This is a genomic window from Streptomyces sp. NBC_01439, from assembly GCF_036227605.1.
Taxonomy (GTDB): Bacteria; Actinomycetota; Actinomycetes; order Streptomycetales; family Streptomycetaceae; genus Streptomyces.
On sequence record NZ_CP109487.1, the window covers coordinates 1,287,425 to 1,310,211 of the forward strand.

The 22,787-nt window shown below is 70.8% G+C and carries 19 protein-coding genes and 3 pseudogenes; 11 read left to right on the plus strand and 11 right to left on the minus strand.

Annotation, left to right across the window (positions count from 1 at the left end; genetic code table 11):
• Positions 1–24 precede the first annotated feature (24 nt).
• Entirely contained in the window at positions 25–897 is an 873-nt protein-coding gene (gene purU, locus OG207_RS05980) for a formyltetrahydrofolate deformylase (protein ID WP_327388286.1), read from the plus strand.
• 85 nt (positions 898–982) lie between these two features.
• On the opposite strand, the gene OG207_RS05985 is transcribed toward purU, so the two are convergent.
• Together OG207_RS05985 and betA are read right to left on the minus strand one after the other, a co-directional pair.
• Positions 983–1,819 (minus strand): 5,10-methylenetetrahydrofolate reductase, encoded by an 837-nt coding sequence (locus OG207_RS05985; protein WP_329096575.1) that lies wholly within the window; start codon positions 1,817–1,819, stop codon positions 983–985.
• A 3-nt stretch (positions 1,820–1,822) separates the two neighbouring features.
• On the minus strand, positions 1,823–3,490 hold the full coding sequence (gene betA / locus OG207_RS05990) for a choline dehydrogenase (protein ID WP_329096577.1): 1,668 nt from the start codon (positions 3,488–3,490) through the stop codon (positions 1,823–1,825).
• A 201-nt stretch (positions 3,491–3,691) separates the two neighbouring features.
• Between betA and OG207_RS05995 the strand changes: the two genes are divergently transcribed.
• Positions 3,692–4,438 (plus strand): IclR family transcriptional regulator, encoded by a 747-nt coding sequence (locus tag OG207_RS05995; protein ID WP_329096579.1) that lies wholly within the window; start codon positions 3,692–3,694, stop codon positions 4,436–4,438.
• A 65-nt stretch (positions 4,439–4,503) separates the two neighbouring features.
• Here OG207_RS05995 and OG207_RS06000 read toward each other — a convergent pair whose 3' ends face one another.
• The 3 genes from OG207_RS06000 to OG207_RS06010 form a co-directional block, all read right to left on the minus strand.
• Positions 4,504–5,634 (minus strand): aromatic ring-hydroxylating oxygenase subunit alpha, encoded by a 1,131-nt coding sequence (locus OG207_RS06000; protein WP_329096581.1) that lies wholly within the window; start codon positions 5,632–5,634, stop codon positions 4,504–4,506.
• Positions 5,635–5,764: 130 nt separating this feature from the next.
• On the minus strand, positions 5,765–6,934 hold the full coding sequence (locus tag OG207_RS06005) for an NAD(P)/FAD-dependent oxidoreductase (RefSeq protein ID WP_329096583.1): 1,170 nt from the start codon (positions 6,932–6,934) through the stop codon (positions 5,765–5,767).
• Positions 6,931–7,293: a bifunctional 3-phenylpropionate/cinnamic acid dioxygenase ferredoxin subunit gene (locus OG207_RS06010; RefSeq protein ID WP_329096584.1), complete on the minus strand. Its 363-nt coding sequence runs from the start codon at positions 7,291–7,293 to the stop codon at positions 6,931–6,933. The genes OG207_RS06005 and OG207_RS06010 overlap by 4 nt, the downstream gene beginning before the upstream one ends.
• A gap of 291 nt (positions 7,294–7,584) precedes the next feature.
• Between OG207_RS06010 and OG207_RS06015 the strand changes: the two are divergent.
• Together OG207_RS06015 and OG207_RS06020 are read left to right on the plus strand one after the other, a co-directional pair.
• Positions 7,585–7,881: pseudogene (locus OG207_RS06015) on the plus strand (hypothetical protein); the annotation flags it as partial.
• A 464-nt stretch (positions 7,882–8,345) separates the two neighbouring features.
• Positions 8,346–8,405 (plus strand): annotated as a pseudogene (locus OG207_RS06020) (hypothetical protein); the annotation flags it as partial.
• 118 nt (positions 8,406–8,523) lie between these two features.
• Here OG207_RS06020 and OG207_RS06025 read toward each other — a convergent pair.
• A complete protein-coding gene (locus OG207_RS06025) occupies positions 8,524–9,165 on the minus strand; it encodes an MBL fold metallo-hydrolase (protein WP_329096586.1) in 642 nt (213 codons plus the stop codon).
• Entirely contained in the window at positions 9,165–10,250 is a 1,086-nt protein-coding gene (locus tag OG207_RS06030; RefSeq protein ID WP_329096588.1) for an S-(hydroxymethyl)mycothiol dehydrogenase, read from the minus strand. The genes OG207_RS06025 and OG207_RS06030 overlap by 1 nt, the downstream gene beginning before the upstream one ends.
• A gap of 272 nt (positions 10,251–10,522) precedes the next feature.
• Here OG207_RS06030 and OG207_RS06035 point away from each other — a divergent pair.
• The 3 genes and pseudogenes from OG207_RS06035 to OG207_RS06045 form a co-directional block, all read left to right on the plus strand.
• Positions 10,523–10,660: pseudogene (locus OG207_RS06035) on the plus strand (IS3-like element ISRhosp5 family transposase); the annotation flags it as partial.
• Positions 10,661–10,958: 298 nt separating this feature from the next.
• Complete coding sequence (locus OG207_RS06040) at positions 10,959–11,624, plus strand: nSTAND1 domain-containing NTPase (RefSeq protein ID WP_329107456.1); 666 nt, start codon at positions 10,959–10,961, stop codon at positions 11,622–11,624.
• A complete protein-coding gene (locus tag OG207_RS06045) occupies positions 11,603–13,330 on the plus strand; it encodes a WD40 repeat domain-containing protein (RefSeq protein ID WP_329096591.1) in 1,728 nt (575 codons plus the stop codon). The genes OG207_RS06040 and OG207_RS06045 overlap by 22 nt, the downstream gene beginning before the upstream one ends.
• Before the next feature lie 71 nt (positions 13,331–13,401).
• Here the strand turns inward: OG207_RS06045 and OG207_RS06050 are convergent, their stop codons facing one another.
• The 4 genes from OG207_RS06050 to OG207_RS06065 form a co-directional block, all read right to left on the minus strand.
• Positions 13,402–13,809: a thioredoxin family protein gene (locus OG207_RS06050; protein ID WP_329096593.1), complete on the minus strand. Its 408-nt coding sequence runs from the start codon at positions 13,807–13,809 to the stop codon at positions 13,402–13,404.
• An 82-nt stretch (positions 13,810–13,891) separates the two neighbouring features.
• Positions 13,892–15,331 (minus strand): aldehyde dehydrogenase family protein, encoded by a 1,440-nt coding sequence (locus tag OG207_RS06055; protein ID WP_329096595.1) that lies wholly within the window; start codon positions 15,329–15,331, stop codon positions 13,892–13,894.
• Positions 15,332–15,484: 153 nt separating this feature from the next.
• A complete protein-coding gene (locus OG207_RS06060) occupies positions 15,485–16,684 on the minus strand; it encodes a thiolase family protein (RefSeq protein WP_329096597.1) in 1,200 nt (399 codons plus the stop codon).
• 195 nt (positions 16,685–16,879) lie between these two features.
• Positions 16,880–17,899: a LacI family DNA-binding transcriptional regulator gene (locus tag OG207_RS06065; RefSeq protein ID WP_329096598.1), complete on the minus strand. Its 1,020-nt coding sequence runs from the start codon at positions 17,897–17,899 to the stop codon at positions 16,880–16,882.
• Positions 17,900–18,375: 476 nt separating this feature from the next.
• On the opposite strand from OG207_RS06065, the gene OG207_RS06070 reads away from it, so the two are divergent.
• The 4 genes from OG207_RS06070 (at position 18,376) to OG207_RS06085 (ending at position 22,786) form a co-directional block, all read left to right on the plus strand.
• On the plus strand, positions 18,376–19,803 hold the full coding sequence (locus OG207_RS06070) for an amidase (protein ID WP_329096600.1): 1,428 nt from the start codon (positions 18,376–18,378) through the stop codon (positions 19,801–19,803).
• A gap of 70 nt (positions 19,804–19,873) precedes the next feature.
• Positions 19,874–20,536, plus strand: coding sequence for an O-methyltransferase (locus tag OG207_RS06075; protein WP_329096602.1), 663 nt, complete (start codon positions 19,874–19,876; stop codon positions 20,534–20,536).
• A gap of 66 nt (positions 20,537–20,602) precedes the next feature.
• Entirely contained in the window at positions 20,603–21,067 is a 465-nt protein-coding gene (locus OG207_RS06080; RefSeq protein ID WP_329096604.1) for a type II toxin-antitoxin system PemK/MazF family toxin, read from the plus strand.
• A gap of 138 nt (positions 21,068–21,205) precedes the next feature.
• Positions 21,206–22,786 carry an immunity 49 family protein gene (locus OG207_RS06085; protein WP_329096607.1) on the plus strand — a complete coding sequence of 527 codons (1,581 nt, stop codon included), beginning with the start codon at positions 21,206–21,208 and terminating at the stop codon, positions 22,784–22,786.
• The last annotated feature ends 1 nt before the right edge of the window (position 22,787 follow it).

A 22,787-nucleotide genomic window follows, 5' to 3' on the forward strand; every position in this document is an offset into this window, starting at 1 on the left:
AATACGCACCAACGGAGGCTGCACATGTCCCCTCGACCGCATCCTGGCCGTGAGTACGTCCTGACTCTCTCGTGTCCGGACAGCGCCGGGCTGGTCCACGCCGTGAGCGGCTTCCTCGTCAGGAACTCCGGCAACATCCTGCAGAGCCAGCAGTTCGATGATCGACTCAAGGGCCGTTTCTTCATGAGGGTCCACTTCGACGTTTCCGATCCAAACGCCGATCTGAAAAATCTGCGTTACCGATTCGGCCCCGTCGCCGAGGCCCACCAAATCTCCTGGACCCTCCGCGACGCCTCGACCCCGACCAGGACGCTGATCATGGTGTCCAAGTTCGGCCACTGCCTCAACGATCTGCTCTTCCGCCGACGCACCGGTGCGCTCAACATCGAGATCCCGGCGATCGTCTCCAATCACCGGGACTTCGAGGGACTGGCGGAGACCTACGGCGTCCCCTTCCACCACATCCCGGTGAACAAGGACACCAAGGCCGACGCCGAGGCGCGCCTGCTGGAGCTCGTGCGCGAGCTGGACATCGACCTGGTGGTGCTGGCCCGCTACATGCAGATCCTCTCCGACGACCTGTGCAAACAGCTGGAGGGGCGCGCCATCAACATCCACCACTCCTTCCTTCCCAGCTTCAAGGGCGCGCGCCCCTACCAGCAGGCGTACGAGCGCGGAGTGAAGCTCGTCGGCGCGACGGCGCACTATGTGACGCCGGACCTGGACGAGGGGCAGATCATCGAACAGGGAGTGGTCCGGGTGGACCACTCGCTCGACTCCGAGGAGCTGGTCACGGTCGGGCGGGACGTGGAGGCGCAGGTGCTCGCGCACGCGGTGAAGTGGCACAGCGAGAGCCGCGTCATGGTGGACGGCAACCGCACGGTTGTATTCCGCTGAGCGGCGGACGATCGCCGGGGCGGGGCTGGATTCCAGCCTCGCCCCGGCGTTGTATGGGCTCCGAGAAAGCGACCCGCCGGTCCGCTCAGCCGCCCAACCGGTCCAGCACAGCGCAACGCCACCGCTCGGTCTCGGCCACCTGGTTGAAGGTGAACACGTGCAGGCCCGCCACCCCCGCCGAGGGCGCGGTGAGCGCCTCGGCGCTGCGGGCGAGCAGGCGATCGGGCGAGTAGCCGCCGGGGGCCGCGAAGCGCAGGAACCAGGAGGCGTGCTTGGTCAGAAAGCGGGTCGACTCCCCCACCCCGATCTTGGCCGCCATGGACAGGAGCTTCGCCCGCTGCACGGGGCCCGCGACGCCCACATGGACGGGCAGGGTGACATCGCGGCGGCGTATCCGGCCGACCCACTCAGCCAGCACGCGCGGGTCGAAGCAGAGGTTGCTCACGATGTACGTGGCGTGCGCGCGCTTGTCCCACATCGCCTGGATGGTGAGGTCGTCGTGGATGAGCGGGTGGCTCTCGGGATAACCAGTGATGCCGACATGAGCGAAGGGGCTGCCCAGCTCGCTCAGCCTGTGCAGCACCGGCAGCGCCCCCGCATAGGCCCCGGCCGGCGGATCAGCGTCGCCCGCCGGGACGAAGACGTCGTCGACGCCCGCCTCCCGGAGCCGGCCTATGACGTCCTTCAGGTGCGCGTCGTCCCGCAACAGACGCGCGGGCACGTGCGGGACGACGCGGTAGCCGTGCGCCGCGAGCCGGACGGTGAGGTCGAGCGTCGGCTCCAGGCCCTTGACCGGCGAGGCCGTCACGGTGACGACGACGTCGCGCGGGACATGGGCGAGGACCTTGTCCTCGGTCCTCTTCGCGGGCAGCACCTCGTAGCGGACGCTCGACAGCAGCGCCCGGAAGTGTTCGGCGTCCAATGCCTACCCGGCCTGCTTCCGGGCGTCGCGGTACCGGTAGTACGCGGCCTTGGAGGCGGGCAGCGGCTCCTTGCCGAGGATGAGGTCCGCCGCCTTCTCCGCGATCATCATCACCGGCGCGTAGATGTTGCCGTTGGTGACGTAGGGCATCACCGACGCGTCGACGACGCGCAGTCCCTCCACGCCGTGTACACGCATGCTGGTCGGATCGACGACGGACATCTCGTCGGTGCCCATCTTGCAGGTGCACGAGGGGTGCAGGGCGGTCTCGCCCTCCTTCGCAACCCAGGCGAGGATCTCCTCGTCGCTCTCCACGGACGGGCCGGGTGAGATCTCCCCGTCGTTGTACGGGGCCAGAGCGGGCTGGTTGAGGAGCTTGCGGGCGACGCGGATCGACTCGGCCCACTCGCGGCGGTCCTGTTCGGTGGACAGGTAGTTGAAGCGCAGTGCCGGGTGCTCGTTCGGGTCCTTGCTCTTGATCTTCACCGAGCCGATGGCGTCGGAGTACATGGGCCCGACGTGCACCTGGTAGCCGTGGCCGCCGGCCGGCGAGGAGCCGTCGTAGCGGACCGCGATCGGCAGGAAGTGGAACATCAGGTTGGGGTAGTCCACGTCCTCGTTGCTGCGGGCGAAGCCGCCTGCCTCGAAGTGGTTGGTCGAGGCGGGGCCCTTGCGGAAGAGCCATTGCAGGCCGATGAAGGGGGCGCGCCACTTGGCCATGTACGGCTGCATGGAGACGGGCTGCTTGCAAGCGTACTGGATGTACACCTCCAGGTGGTCCTGCATGTTCTCGCCGACACCCGGCAGGTCGTGGACGAGGTCGATGCCGAGCGCGCTCAGTTCCTCGGCGTTGCCGACGCCGGAGAGCTGGAGCAGCTGAGGGGAGTTGATCGCGCCGCCGCAGAGGATGACCTCGCGGGCGCGCGCCTGCTGGACCTTGCCACGTCGCCGGTACTCGACGCCGACGGCCTTCTTGCCCTCGAAGAGAACGCGGGTGACCAGCGCGCGGGTGGTGATGGTGAGGTTGGGCCGCTTCTTCACGGGCTTCAGGTACGCCTTCGAAGCCGACAGACGGCGGCCCCGGCTGACGTTGCGGTCGAATGGGGCGAAGCCCTCCTGCCGATAGCCGTTGACGTCGTCGGTGCGGGGGTAGCCCGCCTCCTGGACGGCCTTGAGGAAGGCGGTGAACAGCGGGTTGAAGGCGGGGCCGCGTTCGAGGACGAGCGGGCCTTCGTGGCCGCGGAACTCGTCGTCGGGATCGGCCGCGAGACAGTTCTCCATCCGCTTGAAGTACGGCAGACAGTGCGCGTAGTCCCAGGTCTCCATCCCGGCATCGGCGGCCCAGCGCTCATAGTCCATGGGGTTGCCGCGCTGGAAGATCATGCCGTTGATGCTGCTGGAGCCGCCCAGCACCTTGCCGCGCGCGTGGTAGATGCGCCGGTCGCCCATGTGCGGCTCGGGTTCGGACTCGTACTTCCAGTCGTAGAACCGGCTGCCGATCGGATAGGTCAGCGCCGCGGGCATGTGGATGAAGACATCCCACGGGTAGTCGGGCCGGCCGGCCTCCAGGACCAGCACCTGGTTGCCCGGGTCGGCGGAGAGCCGGTTCGCCAGAGCGCTGCCGGCGGATCCACCACCGACGATGACGAAGTCGTATTGCAGGGGAGCCATGGTGCCTCGTCTCGCTCGCGCCGTAGATACGCGTGGCATGCTAATACAGGTAGCGCTATACGCACCAGGTTGCGGAAAGCGCAACGTGCGAGCCTGCGTTTCCACGCTGTTGTTTGCGTTTCTGTTGTTTACTGCGCATATAGTTTTGCTGTGAGCAACTACAGTCCAGATACCGAAACGACGGGTTCGCAGCCTGGCGGCGTGCAGTCCGTCGACCGCGCCATCAGCGTGCTGGAGATCCTGGCCCAGCGCGGCGAGGCCGGCGTCAGCGAGGTGGCCGCCGAGATCGATGTTCACAAGTCGACCGCGTTCCGACTGCTCGGCGCCCTGGAGGCGCGCGGTCTGGTGGAGCAGGCGGGCGAGCGCGGCAAGTACCGCCTCGGCTTCGGCATCGTACGCCTGGCCGGCGCGGTCACCGGACGCATCGACATCACCCAGCAGGGCCGCCCGGTCTGCGAGCGCCTCGCCGAGGAGATCGGCGAGACCATCAACATCGCCGTCATGCAGGAGCACTACGCGATCAACCTCTACGAGGTGCGCGGTCCGGGGGCCGTCGCCGCGCACAACTGGGTCGGCAAGCTGACCCCGTTGCACGCCACCTCCAGCGGCAAGATCCTTTTGGCCTACCTGCCGGCCAGGGAACGCGCCGCGATGCTTTCCGAGGCCGGCCTGAAGAAGGTGACCACGCACACCCTCACCTCGAAGACGAAGCTCGAGAAGAATCTCGCCGAGGCCCGGGAGCGTGGCTACTCCTGGACTGTGGAGGAGCTGGAAGTCGGGCTCCACGCCATGGCCGCGCCGGTCCGCGATCGGGACGGAGTGGTCATCGCGGCGCTCAGCGCCTCCGGACCCTCGTACCGGTTCACCGAGGAGCGTATGCATGAGCTCGCTCCGGTGCTGGTCAAGGGTGCGGACGAGATCAGCCATCGGATGGGCTACCTGGGCTGACCACCCTTGCGAGGCCGTCGCCGGCCCATCGGCCGCCGGCGTCGACCTGCCGAGAACCGCCGCCGCTACTGCGGCTGCCCTGTCCCCAGGCGTTCCTGGACCCAGTCGTGGAACTCACCGATGTGGTGCTCGCTGGGCACCAGTACGCCGCCCTTGGCGTACAGCCGGGAGCTCATCGCGGGCTGACAGCGCTCGCACGCGTCGAAGTCCTGCCGGTTGACGCGGTCGAATAGCTCCACCGACCGGCTGACGTCCTTGCCGCTTTCGACGACGCGTTTGAGGTAGAGCCAGTCGCACTCGACGAGCGTGCGGTCCGCGGCGACCGGGTACATCCGGTGAAAAATCACATGGTCGGGGACGAGGTTGATGAACACCTGCGGCTTGACGGTGATCGCGTAGTAGCGGCGGTCCTGCTCCTCGGTGACCCCCGGAATGCGGTCCAGCCCCTCCGAGCCGTCGACGGTGAAGCCCTTGATCTCGGCGCCGAACTCCGCACCGTGCCCAACGTAGTACTGAGCGGCGTACCCGTCGGCGAACTCCGGTAGCACTTCGGTGAGTTCGGGGTGGATCGTGGCGCAGTGGTAGCACTCCATGAAGTTCTCGACGATCAGCTTCCAGTTCGCCTTGACGTCATAGACGATCCGCTTGCCGACCTCGAGCTTCTCCATGTCGTAGTGCTCGATCGACTCGGTGTCGCCGAGGCGTGCGACGACGTCCTGCACGACCTCCTCGAAGGGAGGCGGGCTCTCCGCGAGGCACACCCACACGTAGCCGAGCCATTCATGGGTCGCCACGCCCGCCAAGCCGTACTCCGTGCGGCTGATGTCGGGCATCTTGGTGAGGTTGGGCGCCGCGACGAGTTTGCCCGTCAGGTCGTACGTCCAGGCGTGGTAAGGGCACTGGAAGGCACGCTTGACCTCGCCGGTCTCCTCCGTGCAGAGCTTCGCTCCGCGGTGCCGGCAGACGTTGAAGAAGGCACGTATGGAGTTGTCCCGTGCGCGCGTGATCAGAATGCTCTCGCGGCCCACCCCTACGGTCCGGAAGGCGCCGGGCCTGGCCAGATCCGAGGAGCGTACGGCGCAGAACCACATCGTTTCGAAGATGCGCTCCTGCTCCTGGGCGAAGATCTCCGGATCCGTGTAGGAGGAGCCGGGGAGGGTGGCGATCAGGCTGTCCGGCAGGCTGGTCGAGGTCACAGTGCACTCCTCGGAGAACGTCGTGGATCGGTCATTCACGCGCCGGGAAGAGCAGCTCCGGACGGTGTTTTGCATGGAGCAACGCTGAGCGTAATACGCAACAATAGAATGAAAGGTCGCATCGGCGCTGTCAAGATGCCGCGGAGGCGAGCTGCTTGCGCCAACGCATGAACAGTCGCGGCTGGTTCATCGCGAGCACGGCGACCGGCTGCCCGGCACGCCGGTAGACGGCCAGAAAACTGCGGTCGCCCAGGGCGCCTTCCTCGACCGTCACGCCGTCGGCACCGGCCGCATGACCGGCGAACTGGATCTTCACCCCGTACTGGTCCGACCAGAAGTACGGCGGCCTGGGCACACCCGGCTCCGCAGCACCCCGCGACAGCAGCGCGGCCACGGCAGCGTCGGGCCGCTCCCGCGCACCGGTCCAGTGCTCGACGCGGCGATGGACCCCCGCGTGGGGGTCGTACCAGGAGGCGCAGTCACCGACCGCGACCACACCGGCGAGGCTGGTACGGCCGTCCGCGCCGCACTTGACGCCGTTGTCGAGGACAACGCCGGACCCTTCCAGCCACTCGACACACGGGCTCGCGCCCACACCGACGACGACGATGTCGGCGGGGATGCTGCGGCCGTCCTCGAGCAGGACGGCGTCGACCCGGGTCTCGCCGCTCAGCCCCTTGACACCCACGCCGCACAGCAGCCGTACGCCGTGGTCCGCATGGAGGGCGGAGACGATGCCGCCCATGATCTCGCCGAGCGGTCCGGCGAGCGGCGTCGATGCCGCCTCGACGACCGTCACGTCGAGTCCGAGGGCGTATGCGGTGGAAGCGACCTCGGCACCGATGAATCCGCCTCCGATCACGACCAGCCTCCCACCCAGGGCCAGTTCGTCCCGCAGGGCGCGGGCGTCGTCCAGGGTGCGCAGAGTGTGCACCCCGGCCGTCCCGTCCGTGCCCGGCAGGCTCCGCGCTACCGCACCGGTCGCGATGACGACGCCCTCGGCCCGGACCTCCCGGCCGTCGGCGAGCCGCACGACACGGCCCGTACCGTCGGTGCCGAGTGCGGTGGCCCGGGCGCCGAGCAGCCATTCCGCCTGCAGGTCCTCGTCGTCCGACTCCAGCGCGAGATCGGCTTCGCCGATCCCGCCGACGAGGAACTCCTTGGACAGCGGCGGTCTGTCGTACGGGCGGTGCGGTTCGTCACCGATGACGACCAGCCGGCCGCCGTACCCCTGTTTCCGCAATGAGCGCGCCGCCGACAGGCCGGCCAGCGAGGCGCCCACCACGGCCACCGTCCTCACGCGCGGCCTCCGGCCAGCCGGGACCCGACGCAGGGCGGCAGGTTGGGGGCCTCCGTGGACAACACGACGTAGATCATGCCGCCCTCGACGATGACCTCGTGGGTACGCACCGGGCGCTTGGCCGGCGGAGCGTCGACGGCCCCGGTCCGGAGGTTGAACTTCGAAGCGTGCAGCGGGCATTCCACCTCGCAACCCTCCAACCAGCCGTCGGCGAGCGAGGCGTCCTGGTGGGTGCAGGTGTCGTCGATGGCGAACACTTCGCCGGTGTCGGTGTGGAACACCGACACCGGCGGATCGGCTTCGAGCCGGTAGGCCTCGCCTCGCGGCAGATCCGCGAGAAGGCACGCGGGAATCATCATGACACCTCGGTGCGTATAGCGAAACAGATTGCGGTAAGCGCAACGCCAGTTTGAGGGCGGCCCCAAACCCTTGTCAAGGCATCCAGGGGACGGGCAGCCCCCTGGTTCGGCGTTGTTCTTTACGCAACCCTTTGCACCATAGACAACGCTCGCCTGGAGGATCCCGTCGCGGCGATCAGCGTCTTCGACCTGTTCAAGGCGGGCACCGGGCCGTCGAGCTCCCACACCGTCGGGCCATGAAGGCCGCCCGCCTCCTCGTCACCGGGGTGCACCAAGACGGTCTGCTCCCCGGTGCCGCCTCTGTCCGGGCAGAACCCTTCGGATCGCTCGGCGCCCCGGGCCACAGCAAGCGGCAGCGGCAGCGGCAGCGGCAAGGCGGTACTCCTCGGCCTCGAAGGGACGGTCCGGAAACCGTCGACACCGGCACCAGGGACGACCGTGTGCGCCGGATCCACGAGGCCGGCCGATCGCGGCTGCTGCGCCGCCGGAAAGTGGAGTTCCGCTAGCGCGAGGACCTGGGTGCTGCACCGTCGCCGCACGTTGCCGTTCCACCCCAACGGCGTGCAGTTCCCCGCCAGAGACCGCGAAGGCGGCACGTTGAGGGCGCGCACGTACTACTCGGTGGGCGGGGGCTTCGTCGTCGACGAGAGCCCCCCGGGCGCCGACCACATCAAGCCCGACGACACACCTGTACCGCTCCCCTTCGGCTCGGCACCCGAACTGCTGTTCCGCGCCAACGAGACCGGCCTGCCGATCAGTGGAGTGATGCTCACCAAGGAGCTGGCCCGGCGGAGCGAAAGCGAGGTGCGCGTCGGCCTGCTGCGGATGTGGGCGGTGATGCAGGAGTGCGTGGAGCGCGGCTGTTCACGGACCGAGACCACCCTGCCCGGGCGGCTTAGGGTGCCACGCCGCGCCCCGCAGCTACTGCGCAGCCTCGCCGAGGATTCCTCGGATGTGGATCCGCTGCACATCATGGACTGGGTCGATCTCTTCGCGCTGGCCGTCAACGCGGGAACGCCCTCGCCTCGGTCAAGGCGATCAATGCGGCACGGATGGCGCTGCGTGGCGACGACACTCACGTGGTCTCGCTCGACAAGGTCATCAAAACGATGCGCGAGACCGGTGCCGACATGAAAGTGAAATACAAGGAGACCTCGCGCGACGGCCTCGCGGTCGACGTCATCGAGTGCCGAGACGTTCCGAGGGTTCTGGCGAAGCCGCCGCCGGTGGTCAGAATCCGCGGTCGATCCACTCCTGAAGGTGCGGTGCCTCGGCGGCGATGGTGGTCGTCTCACCATGGCCGGTGTGTACCACCGTGTCGCCCGGCAGTGTCAGCAGCCGGTCCCGGATCGAGTCGACGATGGTGCCGAAGTGGCTGTGTGACCTGCCCGTCGCCCCCGGCCCGCCCGCGAAGAGCGTGTCACCGCTGAACAGTGCCCGCAGGTCCGGCGCGTACAGGCAGACCGCACCGGGGGCGTGACCGGGGGTGTGCAGGACGGTCAGCTCGACACCCGCCACGGTGACGACCTGCCCGTCCGCCAAGTCACCGTCGGGTGACCGCTCCGGGTGGGTCTGCTTCCACAGCGGCAGGTCGTCGCCGTGGAGCAGGGTCGGAGCACCGGTACGGTCGGCAAGTTCAGGGGCTGCGTCGATGTGGTCGTTATGGGCGTGGGTGCACACGATGGCCCGCAGCGTGCGTCCGCCGAGGGCTTCGGCGATCGCCTCGGCGTCGTGCGCGGCGTCGATGACGACGGCCTCGGTATCGTCGCCGATGATCCAGACATTGTTGTCGACGTCCCAGGTGTCACCGTCCAGGGAGAACGTCCCCGAGGTGACGAGGTGTTCGATGCGGGCACCCTTCTTGCCGGCCATCAGAAGACCACCACCGAGCGCAGTACGTCGCCGCCGTGCATCCGCTCGAAGGCCTTCTCGACCTCGTCCAGTGCGATGGTCTCCGTGACGAAGGCGTCCAGGTCAAGTCGCCCCTGCAGATAGAGGTCGATGAGCATCGGGAAGTCACGCGAGGGCAGGCAGTCGCCGTACCAGGAGGACTTCAGTGCACCGCCCCGGCCGAACACGTCCAGCAGCGGCAGCTCCAGCTTCATCTCCGGGGTCGGCACACCGACGAGGACGACCGTGCCGGCCAGATCGCGGGCGTAGAAGGCCTGCTTGTACGTCTCCGGGCGGCCGACCGCCTCGATGACGACGTCCGCACCGAAGCCGCCGGTCAGCTCGCGGATGGCCTCCACCGGATCACCCCGCTTGGAGTTGACGGTGTGGGTCGCGCCGATCTTCTTCGCGGTCTCGAGTTTCCGGTCGTCGAGATCGACCGCGATGATGGTGGCTGCCCCGGCGAGCCGGGCGCCGGCGATCGCCGCGTCGCCCACGCCACCGCAGCCGATGACCGCCACGCTGTCACCGCGTCCGACGTTGCCGGTGTTGATGGCCGCGCCGATGCCCGCCATCACTCCGCAACCCAGCAGTCCGGCGGCGGCCGCCGATGCTGCCCGGTCGACCTTGGTGCACTGTCCCGCCGCCACGAGCGTCTTCTCCGCGAACGCGCCGATACCCAGGGCCGGGGACAGCTCGGTGCCGTCGGTCAAGGTCATCTTCTGCTTCGCGTTGTGGGTGTTGAAGCAGTACTGCGGCCGTCCACGCAGACAGGCCCGGCACTGCCCGCACACGGCACGCCAGTTGAGAATGACGAAGTCACCCGGAACGACATCGGTGACGCCCTCCCCCACCGACTCCACAACACCCGCGGCCTCATGGCCCAGCAGGAACGGGAAGTCGTCGTTGATGCCACCCTCGCGATAGTGCAGATCGGTGTGGCAGACCCCGCAGGCCTCGATCTTCACCAGCGCCTCGCCCGGGCCGGGGTCGGGCACGATGATCGTTTCCAGGCTGACGGGGGCGCTCTTCCCCCGCGCGACGACAGCACGGACCTGGTGAGTCATGGCCACTCCTCAGCTGGTACGAGACCTGATTCGGGTGTTGCTTAATACGGCACGCATCTCATGTGCCGCAACATAGCATCATGGAGGGCCGAGCAGGGGTCAAGGATCCGTACACAAAGAACGCCTACTGGACAGGGGCGACCCCGCCCTTCATCGGCACCCGTGCACCCCCGCGCGATCGCGACCTGTTCGCGCGGCCGGACGGGGCGATACCCCTTGATCGTGGACCACCTGATCATTGGATCGCGAGGATCCGAAGGACAAAAGTTCCCGTTGTCGGGCTGCACCTACGCAAGAAGGTCCGCACCACCATCCCCGAGCCGACGGCGACGCCGGTGCCGGACCTGCTGCGGCGCGACTTCACCGCGATCGCACCGAATTCCCGGTACGTGAGCGGCATGACCCACCTGCATTCCCGACAGGCATCGCCACCCTCCGCAACGGGCCGGCCGAGGAGCCCCTGACGTCGAGACTTCGCCCCGCCAGACAACGCGTGGGCCACCACGTGCCGGGAGCGGTGCGGCAGGGGCCGTCGGAGGCTGCTCCACACCCATGCGGCAGAGACCAAACCGGAACTCCCCAGACCGCCCCGCTGGGGAGTGCCTGGGGAGTTCCGGGGCCGTACGGGGAGTCTCTGGGGAGTTCTAGCCGCGTAAGCCAGAAAGCCCGTGAAAGACCTCCAAAGCAGCAACACCGCAGGTCAGCGCCATACCATGGGCCGAAAGCCCAGCTCAGAGCCCCGGGCTCGGGGCCTACATCCTGCAGGACACCGGCTCCGAGCCGGGCGCACTGCCGCTGCTGGGATTCACCCTCGACCTGCTGTGGCAGAAACAGCGCGGAGGGCTGCTCACCTATCAGGCCTACCAGGAGCTCGGCGGTGTCACCGGGGCGCTGAGCCTGCACGCCGATCAGGTGTGGGCCGAGTACGTCCCCGAAGGGGACGAGCCGGCGGCCAGGCGGCTGTTCACCCAGCTCATCCGGGTCCCCATGGGATCACCGGCCGCGACGCGCCGCATCGCGCTGCGCGCCGACCTGGACGAGGAGCAGTGGCGCGTCGCCCAGCGGCTCGCCGCCACCCGGCTCCTGGTGACCGGCCGCAGCGCCGAGGGCGGCGAGAGCGTCGAGCTCACGCACGAAGCCCTGATCAGCGGCTGGGAGAAACTGGCGCGGTGGGTGGAGGAGGACCGGTCCTTCCTCGTGTGGCGGGAGTCCCTGCGCCACGACATGGACCGCTGGGAACGGGCCGAACGCACCTCCGAGCTGCTGCCGAAGGAGGAGCCGATGGGCGAGCTGCACAAGCTCGCCCCGCTCCGGGAGCGGCCATCGGCACGGAGGACGGACTGGCCCCCTCCATGTCGGCGGACGGAACGCTGATCGTCCACCGGGTGCTGGACCACCTGGTCTGGTGGGACCTGGACAGCGGCGCCATCGCCCGCTCCACGCGTGCGCCCGAGGACCAGCCCGGCGGCAGCATGGACGACCTGTGGATCGGCGCGGACAACCGGACCCTGCTGCTGCGGCGGCACAGATCGGGGACCAACAACACGGGCCTGCTCGTCTACGACCCGGCGACCGACGCGTCCCGCGTCGTCGCCGACGGGGTGGACGTCATCGAGCTCTCCGGAGACCGGACGGCAGCCGTGGCGTGCAGCGAGCACGACGACGGCGCGGCCGTGAGCCTGCTGCGGATCTCCGACGGCGCCCCACAGGGGAAACCCTATGTCGAGCAGGACAAGAGGCATAAATCGGGAATCTGTCTTTCGCATGCGGTCAACACGGACGGCACCCAGGTGGCGCTGTACTCCAACAACTCGCTGCGGCTGGTCGACCTGCTGCAGCACAAGGTGCTCTCCACCGTCCCTTCGACCTACACCAGCCGGTCGAACCGACTGGCATCGGCCGACGGCAAGCTCTACTACGTCGGGTACAAGGACTCCCTGATCACCTACACCGAACTCCCCACCGGAGAATCCGTGCTCCAGGTGGGCCAGCAGATCCTCACCCACGACGGCGGCAGGACGATCAGCGTCCTCGCCGACGGATCCGCGCTCGAGGTCCGGCCCACGGCGCCGGGCACCAACGACCAGATCATCGCCGAGGCCCCGCGCGCGACGCCGTACCGGAAACCCCGGAGCACCGACCTCGTGAGGCTGAGCAAGGACGGCCGCCTGCTCGCGGACCTGGAGGGAACCAACGTGGTGGCCGTGCTCGACGCCTCCACCCTGCGCCGGCTGGCCACCATCACCGCGGCCGAGCCGCCGGCCCCGGCCACCACCACGCCAGCGATCCTGGGAGGCGGCGAGGAGCCGGACTTCCAGCACTTCTTCGACGTTGCCGGCAACGTCCTGACCATCTCCGGGACCCTGGTCCAGCAGTGGGACGCGCGTACGGGACGGGAACTCGCCCACTACGACGCGAAGGCCCTGCTGCCCACCACGGGATCCGTGCCGCACACCAGCATCGGCCCCTACCCGGCCCCGAACAAGGTGGCCGTCACCGTCTGGGGCGACCCGTCGGTCCGCATCGTCGACATCACCACGGGCACCGTCACGGAGACCGTCCGCACCACCGAGGACGTCCTCGCCGTGCAGTTCGACCCCAGCGGCCGCTACTTCGGGCTGATGCGCCGGGGCTCGATCGTCGAGTTGTGGCGGCGCCACCCCCTGCGCAAACAGATCGGTCCCCTGCGCAGCACCGCCGAGGACTCCGCCACCCCGACCGTCACCCAGTTCCTCGACGGCGACGGCCACTTCCTGATCGCCGCCAACAACGCCGTGCGGACCTACGGCATCGAGGAACGCGCCGTCCTGGAATCGTACGAATTCGGTCTGCCGCCGAGCGAGACCTCCAGCTCCAGCTCCCTCTTCCCGCCCCGTCCGTACGCCTTCATGGACATGTCCAAGGACGCCAGGGCGGTGATCTACGCCGACCCCGCAGGACCCGGCGGTGTGCTGCCGCTCGACCCCCGGGCGTGGCAGCGCGACCTGTGCAAGGCCATCGGCAACCGGACGTTCACCGCCGAGGAGCGCAGGAGCCTCCCGGTCCGCGTCCCGGCGCAGCCGGTGTGCGCACCGGACTGAACGCCCCGGGACCGACGCCGATCCGCCCGGCTCGCGGGCCCGGCGGATCCCCGGGCCTCACACCGCGGGCCTCAGGCCTGCGCAGTGCCCGGCTCCCCGCTGCCCGCGCCCTGGGAGTCCTGCTGCTCCGCGGCGATCTTCGCGCGGACCTCGTCCATGTCGAGCTCCCGGGCCTGCCGGATCAGGTCGGTCAGGGTCGCCTCCGGCAGGGCGCCGGGCTGCGCGAAGATGGCCACCTGGTCCCGGACGATCATCAGCGTCGGGATCGAGGTGATCTGGAAGGCCCCGGCCAGCTCCTGCTGCGCCTCGGTGTCCACCTTGGCGAACACGAGGTCCGGATGGGCCTCGGACGCCCGCTCGTAGACGGGGGCGAACTGCAGGCACGGCCGGCACCAGCCCGCCCAGAAGTCGATCAGCACGAACGGGTTCTCGCTGACCGTCTGGTCGAAGTTTTCCTTGGTGAGCTCGACTGTAGCCACGGTGTCCAGACCTCCTGATTGAGCCGTCTGCTCCCTTGAACGAACGTCCCGCCCTCCGCATTCCGCTTCTGCAGGACCCTCCCTAGAACGGGTGACCGGCGGGGGTGCTGCGGGCCGTGGTCCAGCGCAGTTCCGTGAAGGCGTCCAGGTTCGCCTCACCGCCGAAGCGGGCGCCGGTCCCGGAGGCGCCGACTCCGCCGAAGGGGGCGACTGCCTCGTCGTTGACCGTCTGGTCGTTGACATGGGCGATCCCGGTCGGGATGCGGTCGGCCAGATCGAGCCCGCGCGCCGCGTCCCGGGTCACGATCCCGAGGGAGAGGCCGTAGGGGCCCGCCGAAGCCAGCGCCACCGCCTCCTCCTCCGTCGCGAAGGACCGTACGGGCGCCACCGGGCCGAAGACCTCCTCGGCGTAGGCGGGGGTGTCGTCGGCGACGCCGGCCAGGACGGTCGGCCGGTAGAAGAGGTCCCGGTGGGTGCCGCCGGCCACGAGCTTGGCCCCCTGCCCGGTGCTGGCCTCCACCAGGGCGTGGACGCGGTCCAGCTGGGCGCGGTCGATCAGCGGGCCCAGGTGGACCCGCTCGCGGTACGGGTCGCCCACGGCCAGTTCCTCGGCGCGCGCGGCGAGCCGCTCGACGTACTCGTCGTAGAGCGAGGTGTGTACGAGGTGCCGCCCGGCGGTCATGCAGATCTGGCCCTGGTGGAAGAAGGAACCCCAGGAGGCCTGGGCCACGGCGGCCTCGACGTCGGCGTCGCGGAGCACGACGAGGGCGGAGTTCCCGCCGAGTTCCAGGTGCACGCGCTTGAGGTGACGGCCTGCCAACTCACCGACGGATCGGCCCGCGGCGGTGGATCCGGTGAAGGACACCACCCGCACGCGCCGGTCCGCGACCACCGCGGCGCCCGTCCCGGCACCGCCGGGCAGGACCTGCAGCAGCCCGCCCGGGAGCCCGGCGGCGGCGAAGACCGCGGCGAGGGCGAGGCCGCCGCAGACGGCGGTGCGCGGGTCCGGCTTGAGCAGGACCGCGTTGCCGAGTGCCAGCGCCGGCGCGACCGAGCGGATCGCCAGGATCAGCGGGGCGTTGAAGGGGGCCACGACCCCGACCACCCCGGCCGGCACCCGGCGGGTGAAGGACAGCCGGGGGGCCTCGCTCGGCAGCACCTGCCCCGTGGGGCGCGAGGCCAGCGCCGCGGCCTCGTAGCACTCCTGGGCCGCGACGTGCAGCTCGAAGTCGGCCTTGCCGGGTATCGAGCCGGACTCGCGGACCAGCCATTCCCGCAGCTCGTCGGCGTGTGCGGTGAACAGGTCCCCGGCGCGGCGCAGCACGGCCGCCCGCTCCGGGTGCGTGGCGCGCGCCCAGTCCCGCTGGGCCGCGAGGGCCCGTACGGCGGCCTGCGCCACGTCGGCGGGTACGGCGAGCTCGATGGTGGCGAGGGTGCGGCCGGTGGCGGGTTCGACGACCGGGGCGGAGCCGCCGGTGAGGGTGGGTCCGTCCTGCCAGAGCGTCGGATCGAGGAGCGGCATGGCGCGGGGCCTCCGGTGGGGATGGGCGGGGCGGGGGGCGGCAGCACGCGCCATCGTGCCAGACCGGAGGCTCCACATCTGTTCAGTTATTGGGCAGTTGACGGCGAGCGGTGACCGGAAACGATCGACGCCCGCGCGCCGCACCGGCCCGGGTCAGCGCTCCAGGACGAGGGCGATGCCCTGCCCGACCCCGATGCACAGGGCCGCCATGCCGGTGCCGGAGCCCGCCGCCGCCAGCTGGTGCGCGACCGAACCCGCCAGCCGGGCACCCGAGGCGCCGAGCGGATGGCCGATCGCGATGGCGCCGCCCCGCGGGTTGACCACGGCCGGGTCGAGCTCCGGCCAGGCCGCGAGACAGCCCAACGCCTGTGCGGCGAAGGCCTCGTTCAGCTCGAAGGCGGTCAGATCGGCGAACCCGCGGCCGGACTTGGCGAGCGCCCGCTGGACGGCGTCCACCGGACCCAGGCCGAAGAGCTGGGGCTCGATGCCGGTGACGGCGGACGCGCTGATCCGGGCGAGCGGCTCCCGGCCGGTGGCCGCCAGACCCTCTTCGTCGGTCAACAGCAGTGCGGCGGCGCCGTCGTTGAGCGGGGAGGCGTTGCCCGCCGTGACCGTACCCGTGCCGTCCGTCCGGAAGGCCGGCTTCAGTCGGGCCAGCGCCTCGGGCGTGGAACCCTCCCGGATGCACTCGTCACGCACCAGGTCCACGCCGGCGTACGGAACGACCTCACCGTCGTACAGCCCGGCGGACCAGGCGGCCGCCGCCTTGCGGTGGCTCTCCAGGGCGAAGGCGTCCTGTGCGTCGCGGGTGATGCCGTGCTTGTCCGCGACGAGTTCGGCTCCCTCGCCGAGCGAGCCGGTCCACTCCTCGGGCATGCGCGGGTTGGTCATGCGCCAGCCCAGGGTGGTGGACCACATCTGCTGGTGGCCGGCCGGGAAGGCGCGCTCGGGCTTCTGTACGACCCAGGGGGCGCGGCTCATCGACTCGACCCCGCCCGCGATGGCCACGGAGGCGTCGCCGAGCGCGATGGCGCGGGCGGCCTGGACCACGGCTTCGAGGCCGGACCCGCAGAGCCGGTTGACGGTGACCCCGGGGACGCTCACCGGCAGCCCGGCCAGCAGCACCGCCATGCGGGCCACGTCGCGGTTGTCCTCGCCCGCGCCGTTGGCGTCGCCGAACACGACGTCGTCGATGCGGGCCGGATCGAGGTCCGGCGTGCGCTCCACCAGCGCGCGCACGACGTGCGCGGCCAGGTCGTCAGGCCGGACCCCGGCGAGGGCGCCGCCGAACTTGCCGATCGGGGTGCGGACGGCGTCGACGACGTAGACGTCGCGGACGGTGCGGATGCTCATGGGGGCTCTCCTGGGCGGATCCGTACGGGCGGTGGCGCGTCGGTGCCGGTGTGGACACCGGGGCACGCCGCCGGGCACGCCCGGTGGGGCGCGCCCGCAGTCTCCGTCCGCACGTCACCGCCTGTCAACGGCTCCCCGGACCGGGGCCGGCGGCCGTCCGGTCCTGTCCCCCGCGCACCCCGGGCCCGGGCGCCGTCAGGTCGACTCCCGCTGGACGGCGGCCGCCGCCATCAGGTCGTACCGCTCCGTGACCTCCGACGGCTCGCGCACCGCGTGGTCCACCAGCGAGGCCAGATGGGCGCCGGTCGGCATCTCCAGTCGTACGGTGCTCAGGCGGGGCCGCAGCAGTCGCCCGATCAGCAGGTCGTCGGCGCCGATGACGGCGACGTCCTCGGGGACGCGGAGCCCCTCGTCCTGGAGGGCCCGCATCAACAGCATCGCGTACTCGTCGTTGTACGCGAACGCCGCGTCCAGCCCGAGCCCGCGCCAGCGGGCCGCGAGGGCCGCGGCCGATTCCTCGGAGTAGGCCATCGGCAAGGCCGTGACCTCGGCGCCCGTCACCGACCGGGCGCCCACGAGCCGGGGCACGGAGAACAGCTCGAGGCCCTCCTCCTCCGGGACGACCACGCCGATCCGCCCGCGTCCGCGCTCCACGAGGTGGGCGGCGGCCCGGACCCCGACCTCCTGCTGGTCCATGACGAGCGCGTGCGCCCCGGGCACTGCGGCGGGCCCCAACGTGATCACCGCGCGGGCCCCGGCCCGCTTGAGGGTGGCGACGTTCCGCGCGGAGAGGGCGATCTCGCCGAGGGAGATCACGGCCACCGGACGCAGTTCCGCCCAGGCCCGCACGGCCTCGTCACCGGTGAGCCCGAGGCTCCCGTACTGCACCACCGTGTAGTCGAGGCGGCGCAGCGCCCACTGGAGTTCGTTGAGGAAGGTGCTGTAGAGCGGCCCGACCGGCACGTGGGAGGTGGGCAGCAGCACGATCCTGGTGTGCCCGGCGCGCAGGCTGCGGGCGGCGGCGTGCGGGACGTACCCGAGCTCTTCGGCGGCCTCACGGACCTTGCGGCGGGTCGGCTCGCTGATGCGTACGGCTTCCGCGTTGTTCAGCACGTACGAGACCGTCGCGCGCGAGACGCCGGCGAGGCGGGCCACGTCGGCGCTCGTCGGAACGGGGGGCGGCGGGTGCTTCGGCGATTTCGATGACTGGGACATTGCCGTCGAATCTTTCCAGACCGATCACGCCCGAGGGCAGACGGATGGCCGGAAATGGATGCCGCACAGTGATTACACGAGTCATTGACACGTACAACCGCCGTGGCACATCCTTCTTCGGCCCGCAGATCGCCGCGCCGTTCGCCGCCTCGGTGATCACCTCGTTCAGCGGTGGGTGCACCGCGCCGTTCGTCGTCGCGGCCGTGCCGGCCCGCGGCGGGGGCCCTTGCCGTGCAGCCGATCCACCGCGTGCGCCGACGCCGTGACGCCCCGGCCGGCACCCCGCACCGGCGGCCCGCACCTTCCACACCCTCCGCGCCACCACGCTCGCCCACCCGACCGAAATCCACCGCCGAGAAGAGCACACCGGGCACCTGCACACCCGAACCCGGGGCGAGGGCGCCCCTGACTCTGGAACTACCCGACCACTCCCCGTTACGGTCTCCCTACCGACCGGTAATGGGGAGTGGTACGCGATGTCCGATACAGCTGTTCCGACGGCCTGCAGCCTGGTCGACATGGTCGGCGCACTCGCCGAAGGGAGCGTGTCGGCGAGGCGGTTGACCGAGGAGGCGCTGCGCCGGATCGCCGCGGCCCAGCCGGAGCTCAACGCCTTCCGGACGGTACGCGCCGAGGCCGCGCTCGCGGAGGCGGACGCGGCGGACCGGCGGCTGGCCGCGGGCGAGCGGCTGCCGCTGCTGGGCGTACCGCTTGCGGTCAAGGACGACATGGACGTGACCGGTGAGCCGACCGCCTTCGGCTGCGCGGGAGCCTTCCCCCCGAAAACCGCCGACAGCGAGGCGGTACGAAGGCTGCGGGCGGCCGGCGCCGTGATCGTCGGCAAGACCCAGACGCCGGAGTTGGGGCAGTGGCCCTTCACCGAGGGCGGGGCCTTCGGCGAGACCCGCAACCCGTGGAACACGGCCTACACGCCCGGCGGCTCCTCGGGGGGCTCGGCCGCCGCCGTGGCGGCGGGACTGGTCCCGGCCGCCCTGGGCTCGGACGGGGCCGGCTCGGTCCGGATCCCGGCGGCCTGGACCCATCTGGTGGGCGTGAAACCCCAGCGCGGGCGCATCTCCACCTGGCCGGAGCCGGAGTCCTTCCACGGGCTCACGGTCAACGGCGTCCTGGCGCGCACGGTCGCCGACGCGGCGCTCCTGCTGGACGCCGCGAGCGGCCCGCACCCCGGGGACCTGCACCGCCCGGCACGGATCTCCGCCGTAGCGGCGACCCGCCGCCCGCCCCGGCGGCTGCGGATCGCCCTCTCCTTCGCGATGGCCTTCACGGCGACGCCCAAGTCCCTTGATCCGGAGGTCCGTTCCGCCGTGGAGCGACTGGCCGCGCAGTTGGAGTCGCTGGGCCACGAGGTGATCCCGGAGGACCCTCGTTACGGCCCGATCGGCCTGACCTTCGTACCCCGCGCGACCAGTGGCGTACGGGACTGGGCGGCGCGGGTGCCCGATCCCGCGCTGCTGGACCCGCGCACGCACGAGGCCGTGCGGACGGGCCGCGCCCTGGGCGGGCTCGCCCTGCGGGCCTCCCGCCGGGCGGAGACGGTCCTGCGGCGTCGGGTCGGTGAGGTCTTCGACCGCTTCGACGTGGTGCTGACCCCGACGACGGCCACCCCGCCCCTGCGGATCGGCGCCCTGGCCGGGTTGGGGGCCATGGCCACGGACCGGGCGATGATAGCGGCCTGCCCGTACGCCTGGACGTGGAACGTGCTGGGCTGGCCGGGGGTGAACGTCCCGGCGGGCCTCACGACCGACGGACTGCCGATGGGAGCCCAACTACTCGGCCCGGCCGACTCGGAGCCGCTGCTGCTGGGGCTGGCCGCGCAGCTGGAAGCGGCGGAGGACTGGGCGGCGGTGCGGCCGGGCCAGAAGGCGGCGGTCTCCTCCCGGTGATCCCCCCGCTCGTGTAAGTTCCCATGAGGAACTATCAAGCGCCACATCACCGGAAAGGGCGACGCGACCCATGGTTCAGCAGACGTGGACGGCCGTTGACAACTACTTCGACGGACTCCTGGTCGAGGAGGACGAGGCCCTGGTCGCCGCGACCGCCGACGCCGAGGCTGCGGACCTCCCCGCCCACCAAGTGGCCCCCAACCAGGGCAAGCTGCTGAACCTCCTCGCCCGCGTCCGGGGCGCCCGCCGGATCCTGGAGATCGGCACCCTGGGCGGCTACAGCACCATCTGGCTGGCCCGCGCGCTCCCGGCCGACGGGCGGCTGGTCACGCTGGAGGTCGACGAGCGGTGCGCCGACGTCGCGGCCGCCAACATCGCCCGGGCCGGGCTGGAGCACGTCGTCGAGATCCGGCGCGGCCGCGCCGTCGACCTGCTGCCCGGACTCACCGGCGAAGCCCCGTTCGACCTGGTCTTCATCGACGCCGACAAGCCGTCCAACCCCGAGTACCTGGAGTGGGCCCTGAAGCTCACCCGACCGGGCAGCGTCATCATCGGCGACAACGTCGTCCGCGACGGCGCCGTCATCGACCCGGACAGCCCCGACCCCCGTGTCCAGGGCGTGCGCCGGTTCACCGAACTCATCTCCGAACACCCTCAGTTGACCGCCACCGCCCTGCAGACCGTCGGCAGCAAGGGCTACGACGGGCTCGTCCTGGCCCTGGTCACCGACTGAACCGTGGCGCGGGCGCGCGCGCCCGCCTCCTCCACCAGGCCCCCGGCAACCAGTAGCCTCACCCGGATGACGGCACTTTCCCACCACCGCAACGGCCACACCGAGCAGCCCGGGCAGGGCGGCGACACCGCGACCACAAAGGCCGATCCGCGCGCGATCGGCCCCGTGCGGACCGAGTACGCCCCGGACCCCGACGGCGATCCCGACCCCGGCGAGATCGTGTGGACCTGGGTCCCCTTCGAGGAGAACGACGGGCGGGGCAAGGACCGTCCCGTGCTGGTCGTGGCCCGGGAGGCGGGCGGCCGGACCCTGCTCGCCGTACAGCTGTCGAGCAAGCGGCACGACCACGACCGGGAGTGGGTGCCGATCGGCACCGGCCCCTGGGACAGCGCCGGCCGCGAATCCTGGGTGGACGTGGACCGGGTGCTGCGGGTGCACGAGGCGGGGATGCGCCGCGAGGCCTGCGCGCTCGACCGCGGCCGCTTCGACCTGGTCGTGGACCGGCTGCGCGAACGCTACGGCTGGCGGTGACCCGCGGGCCCGGCGGTGGTCGCGGCGGGGCCCGGGGCCACCGCCTGGGACCGGTCCCGGCCTCCCGTGTCCCTGGCCCTGAGCATCCTGATGATCTCCTAAGGTGAGCCCCGTAGGCGGACACAGGGAGTAGCGGACATGCGAATAGAACGACACAGGGTGAGCGAGGCGGCCCTGGCGGCGGTGCGCGAGGACTTCGCGAACAAGATGATCTCGGACGTGTACTCCCGGTCCCGGGCCGGTCGGATCGACGCGTACGACTGGTGGGACATCACGCTGCGGTTCCTCGACGGCCTCGGCGCGATCTCGGCGGTGACCCCGGAGCTCGACACCCCGGAGGCGAAGGCGATCTTGGCGGACGCGGCCGAAGCGGCCGCCGGCACCGTGTCGTTCGCCGCCTACTACCCGAAGGCGTTCTTCCACGTCTTCCTCAACTACGTCAACCTCGGACTCGACTACGAAGCCGACCCCGAGGGCACTCCGCAGCCGATCACTGCCATCCGCTGGATCGACGCGTTCTGCGTCGCGGTCCTCGCCGACAAGACCGAACGGCACGGCGAGGCCTTCCACTTCGCCCGCCTGGCGCCACAGCGGGCCGGCGGGCCCGGGCTCCCGCCGGTGGAGCTGATCAACGGCCTGCTCGCCTACGTCAGCGGGGACATCGGGGTCGAGTACCAGAAGGTCCCGCCCTCCCCGCAGGAGAAGCTCGCCGCTCTCGATGCCGCGCTCGCCCGGATCGCCGACCGGCATGCCCGAGCCGGGGCCGGAGCCGACAGGACCGGGATAGGTGCGGCCGACCCCGCCACCGGTGCGCTGCGCGCCCTGCGCGCGCTGGCCGCCCGGGACCGGGAGGCCTTCGGCGTCGAGCTGGCCGCACTGCTGCTCCCGTACTCCCACTTGGACGACCCCCGGGCCGAACCGCGCACCCTGCTGCCCCTGCTGCCGCTGACGCTGGCCGCGCTCGGCTACCGCCGCGAGGGCTGGCGGCCGCCGGTCGAGTCGGGGTACCTCCCCCGGGCGCTGGTCACCGGTTTCGAGACCCCGCCGCCGCGCGTGGGACCGTACGGGCGCGAGCGGCGTGCGGACGCCGTAGCGGCGCTGGCCAAGGGCCCGCTGGTCGTCGAGCGTCCTGAGATGCCGGATGCTGCGGGGCACGCCGACCGTGTGGTGCGCGCGCTGCACGAGGCCGTCCGTACGGGGGGCGCGTCCGAGGCCTCCGCCCGCACGGACCGCCCGCTCGGCCCCGGAAACTGGTACGAGGCCGTGGAGCACGCCCTGATCACCGGAAGCCGCGCGGAGCTCGCCCCGCTCGTCCTCAGCGGTCCCACCGCCCTGGAAGAAGACCGTTCCGCGTACGCCTCGTACCGGCAGGCCCTGCACGACTACCTGCGGGGGGAAGACCCGGAGCCCGCCACGGACCGGGCCGTCGCCGACGTCGAGCGGGCCAGGGATTGGGGCTTCCTGCCGGCTCCGGCCGTGCTCTTCTCCCAGCTGGTGGAGGGCGACGAGGAGAGCTTCAACCTGGCCCTGGCCGATGCCCTGGAGGCCCACCGGGACTACTACTCGGTGGGCGACCGGCTCTACGGCGCCGGGGCCGACGCCGCGGTGGACTTCGACATCCTGGCCCTGGCCTGCCACGCGCGCCGCCGGGGCTGGCGCATCCGCGTCCACTCGCCCTACCTGCCGGAGAGCCTGCTGGGAGCGGCGCAGCCGTTCTGAG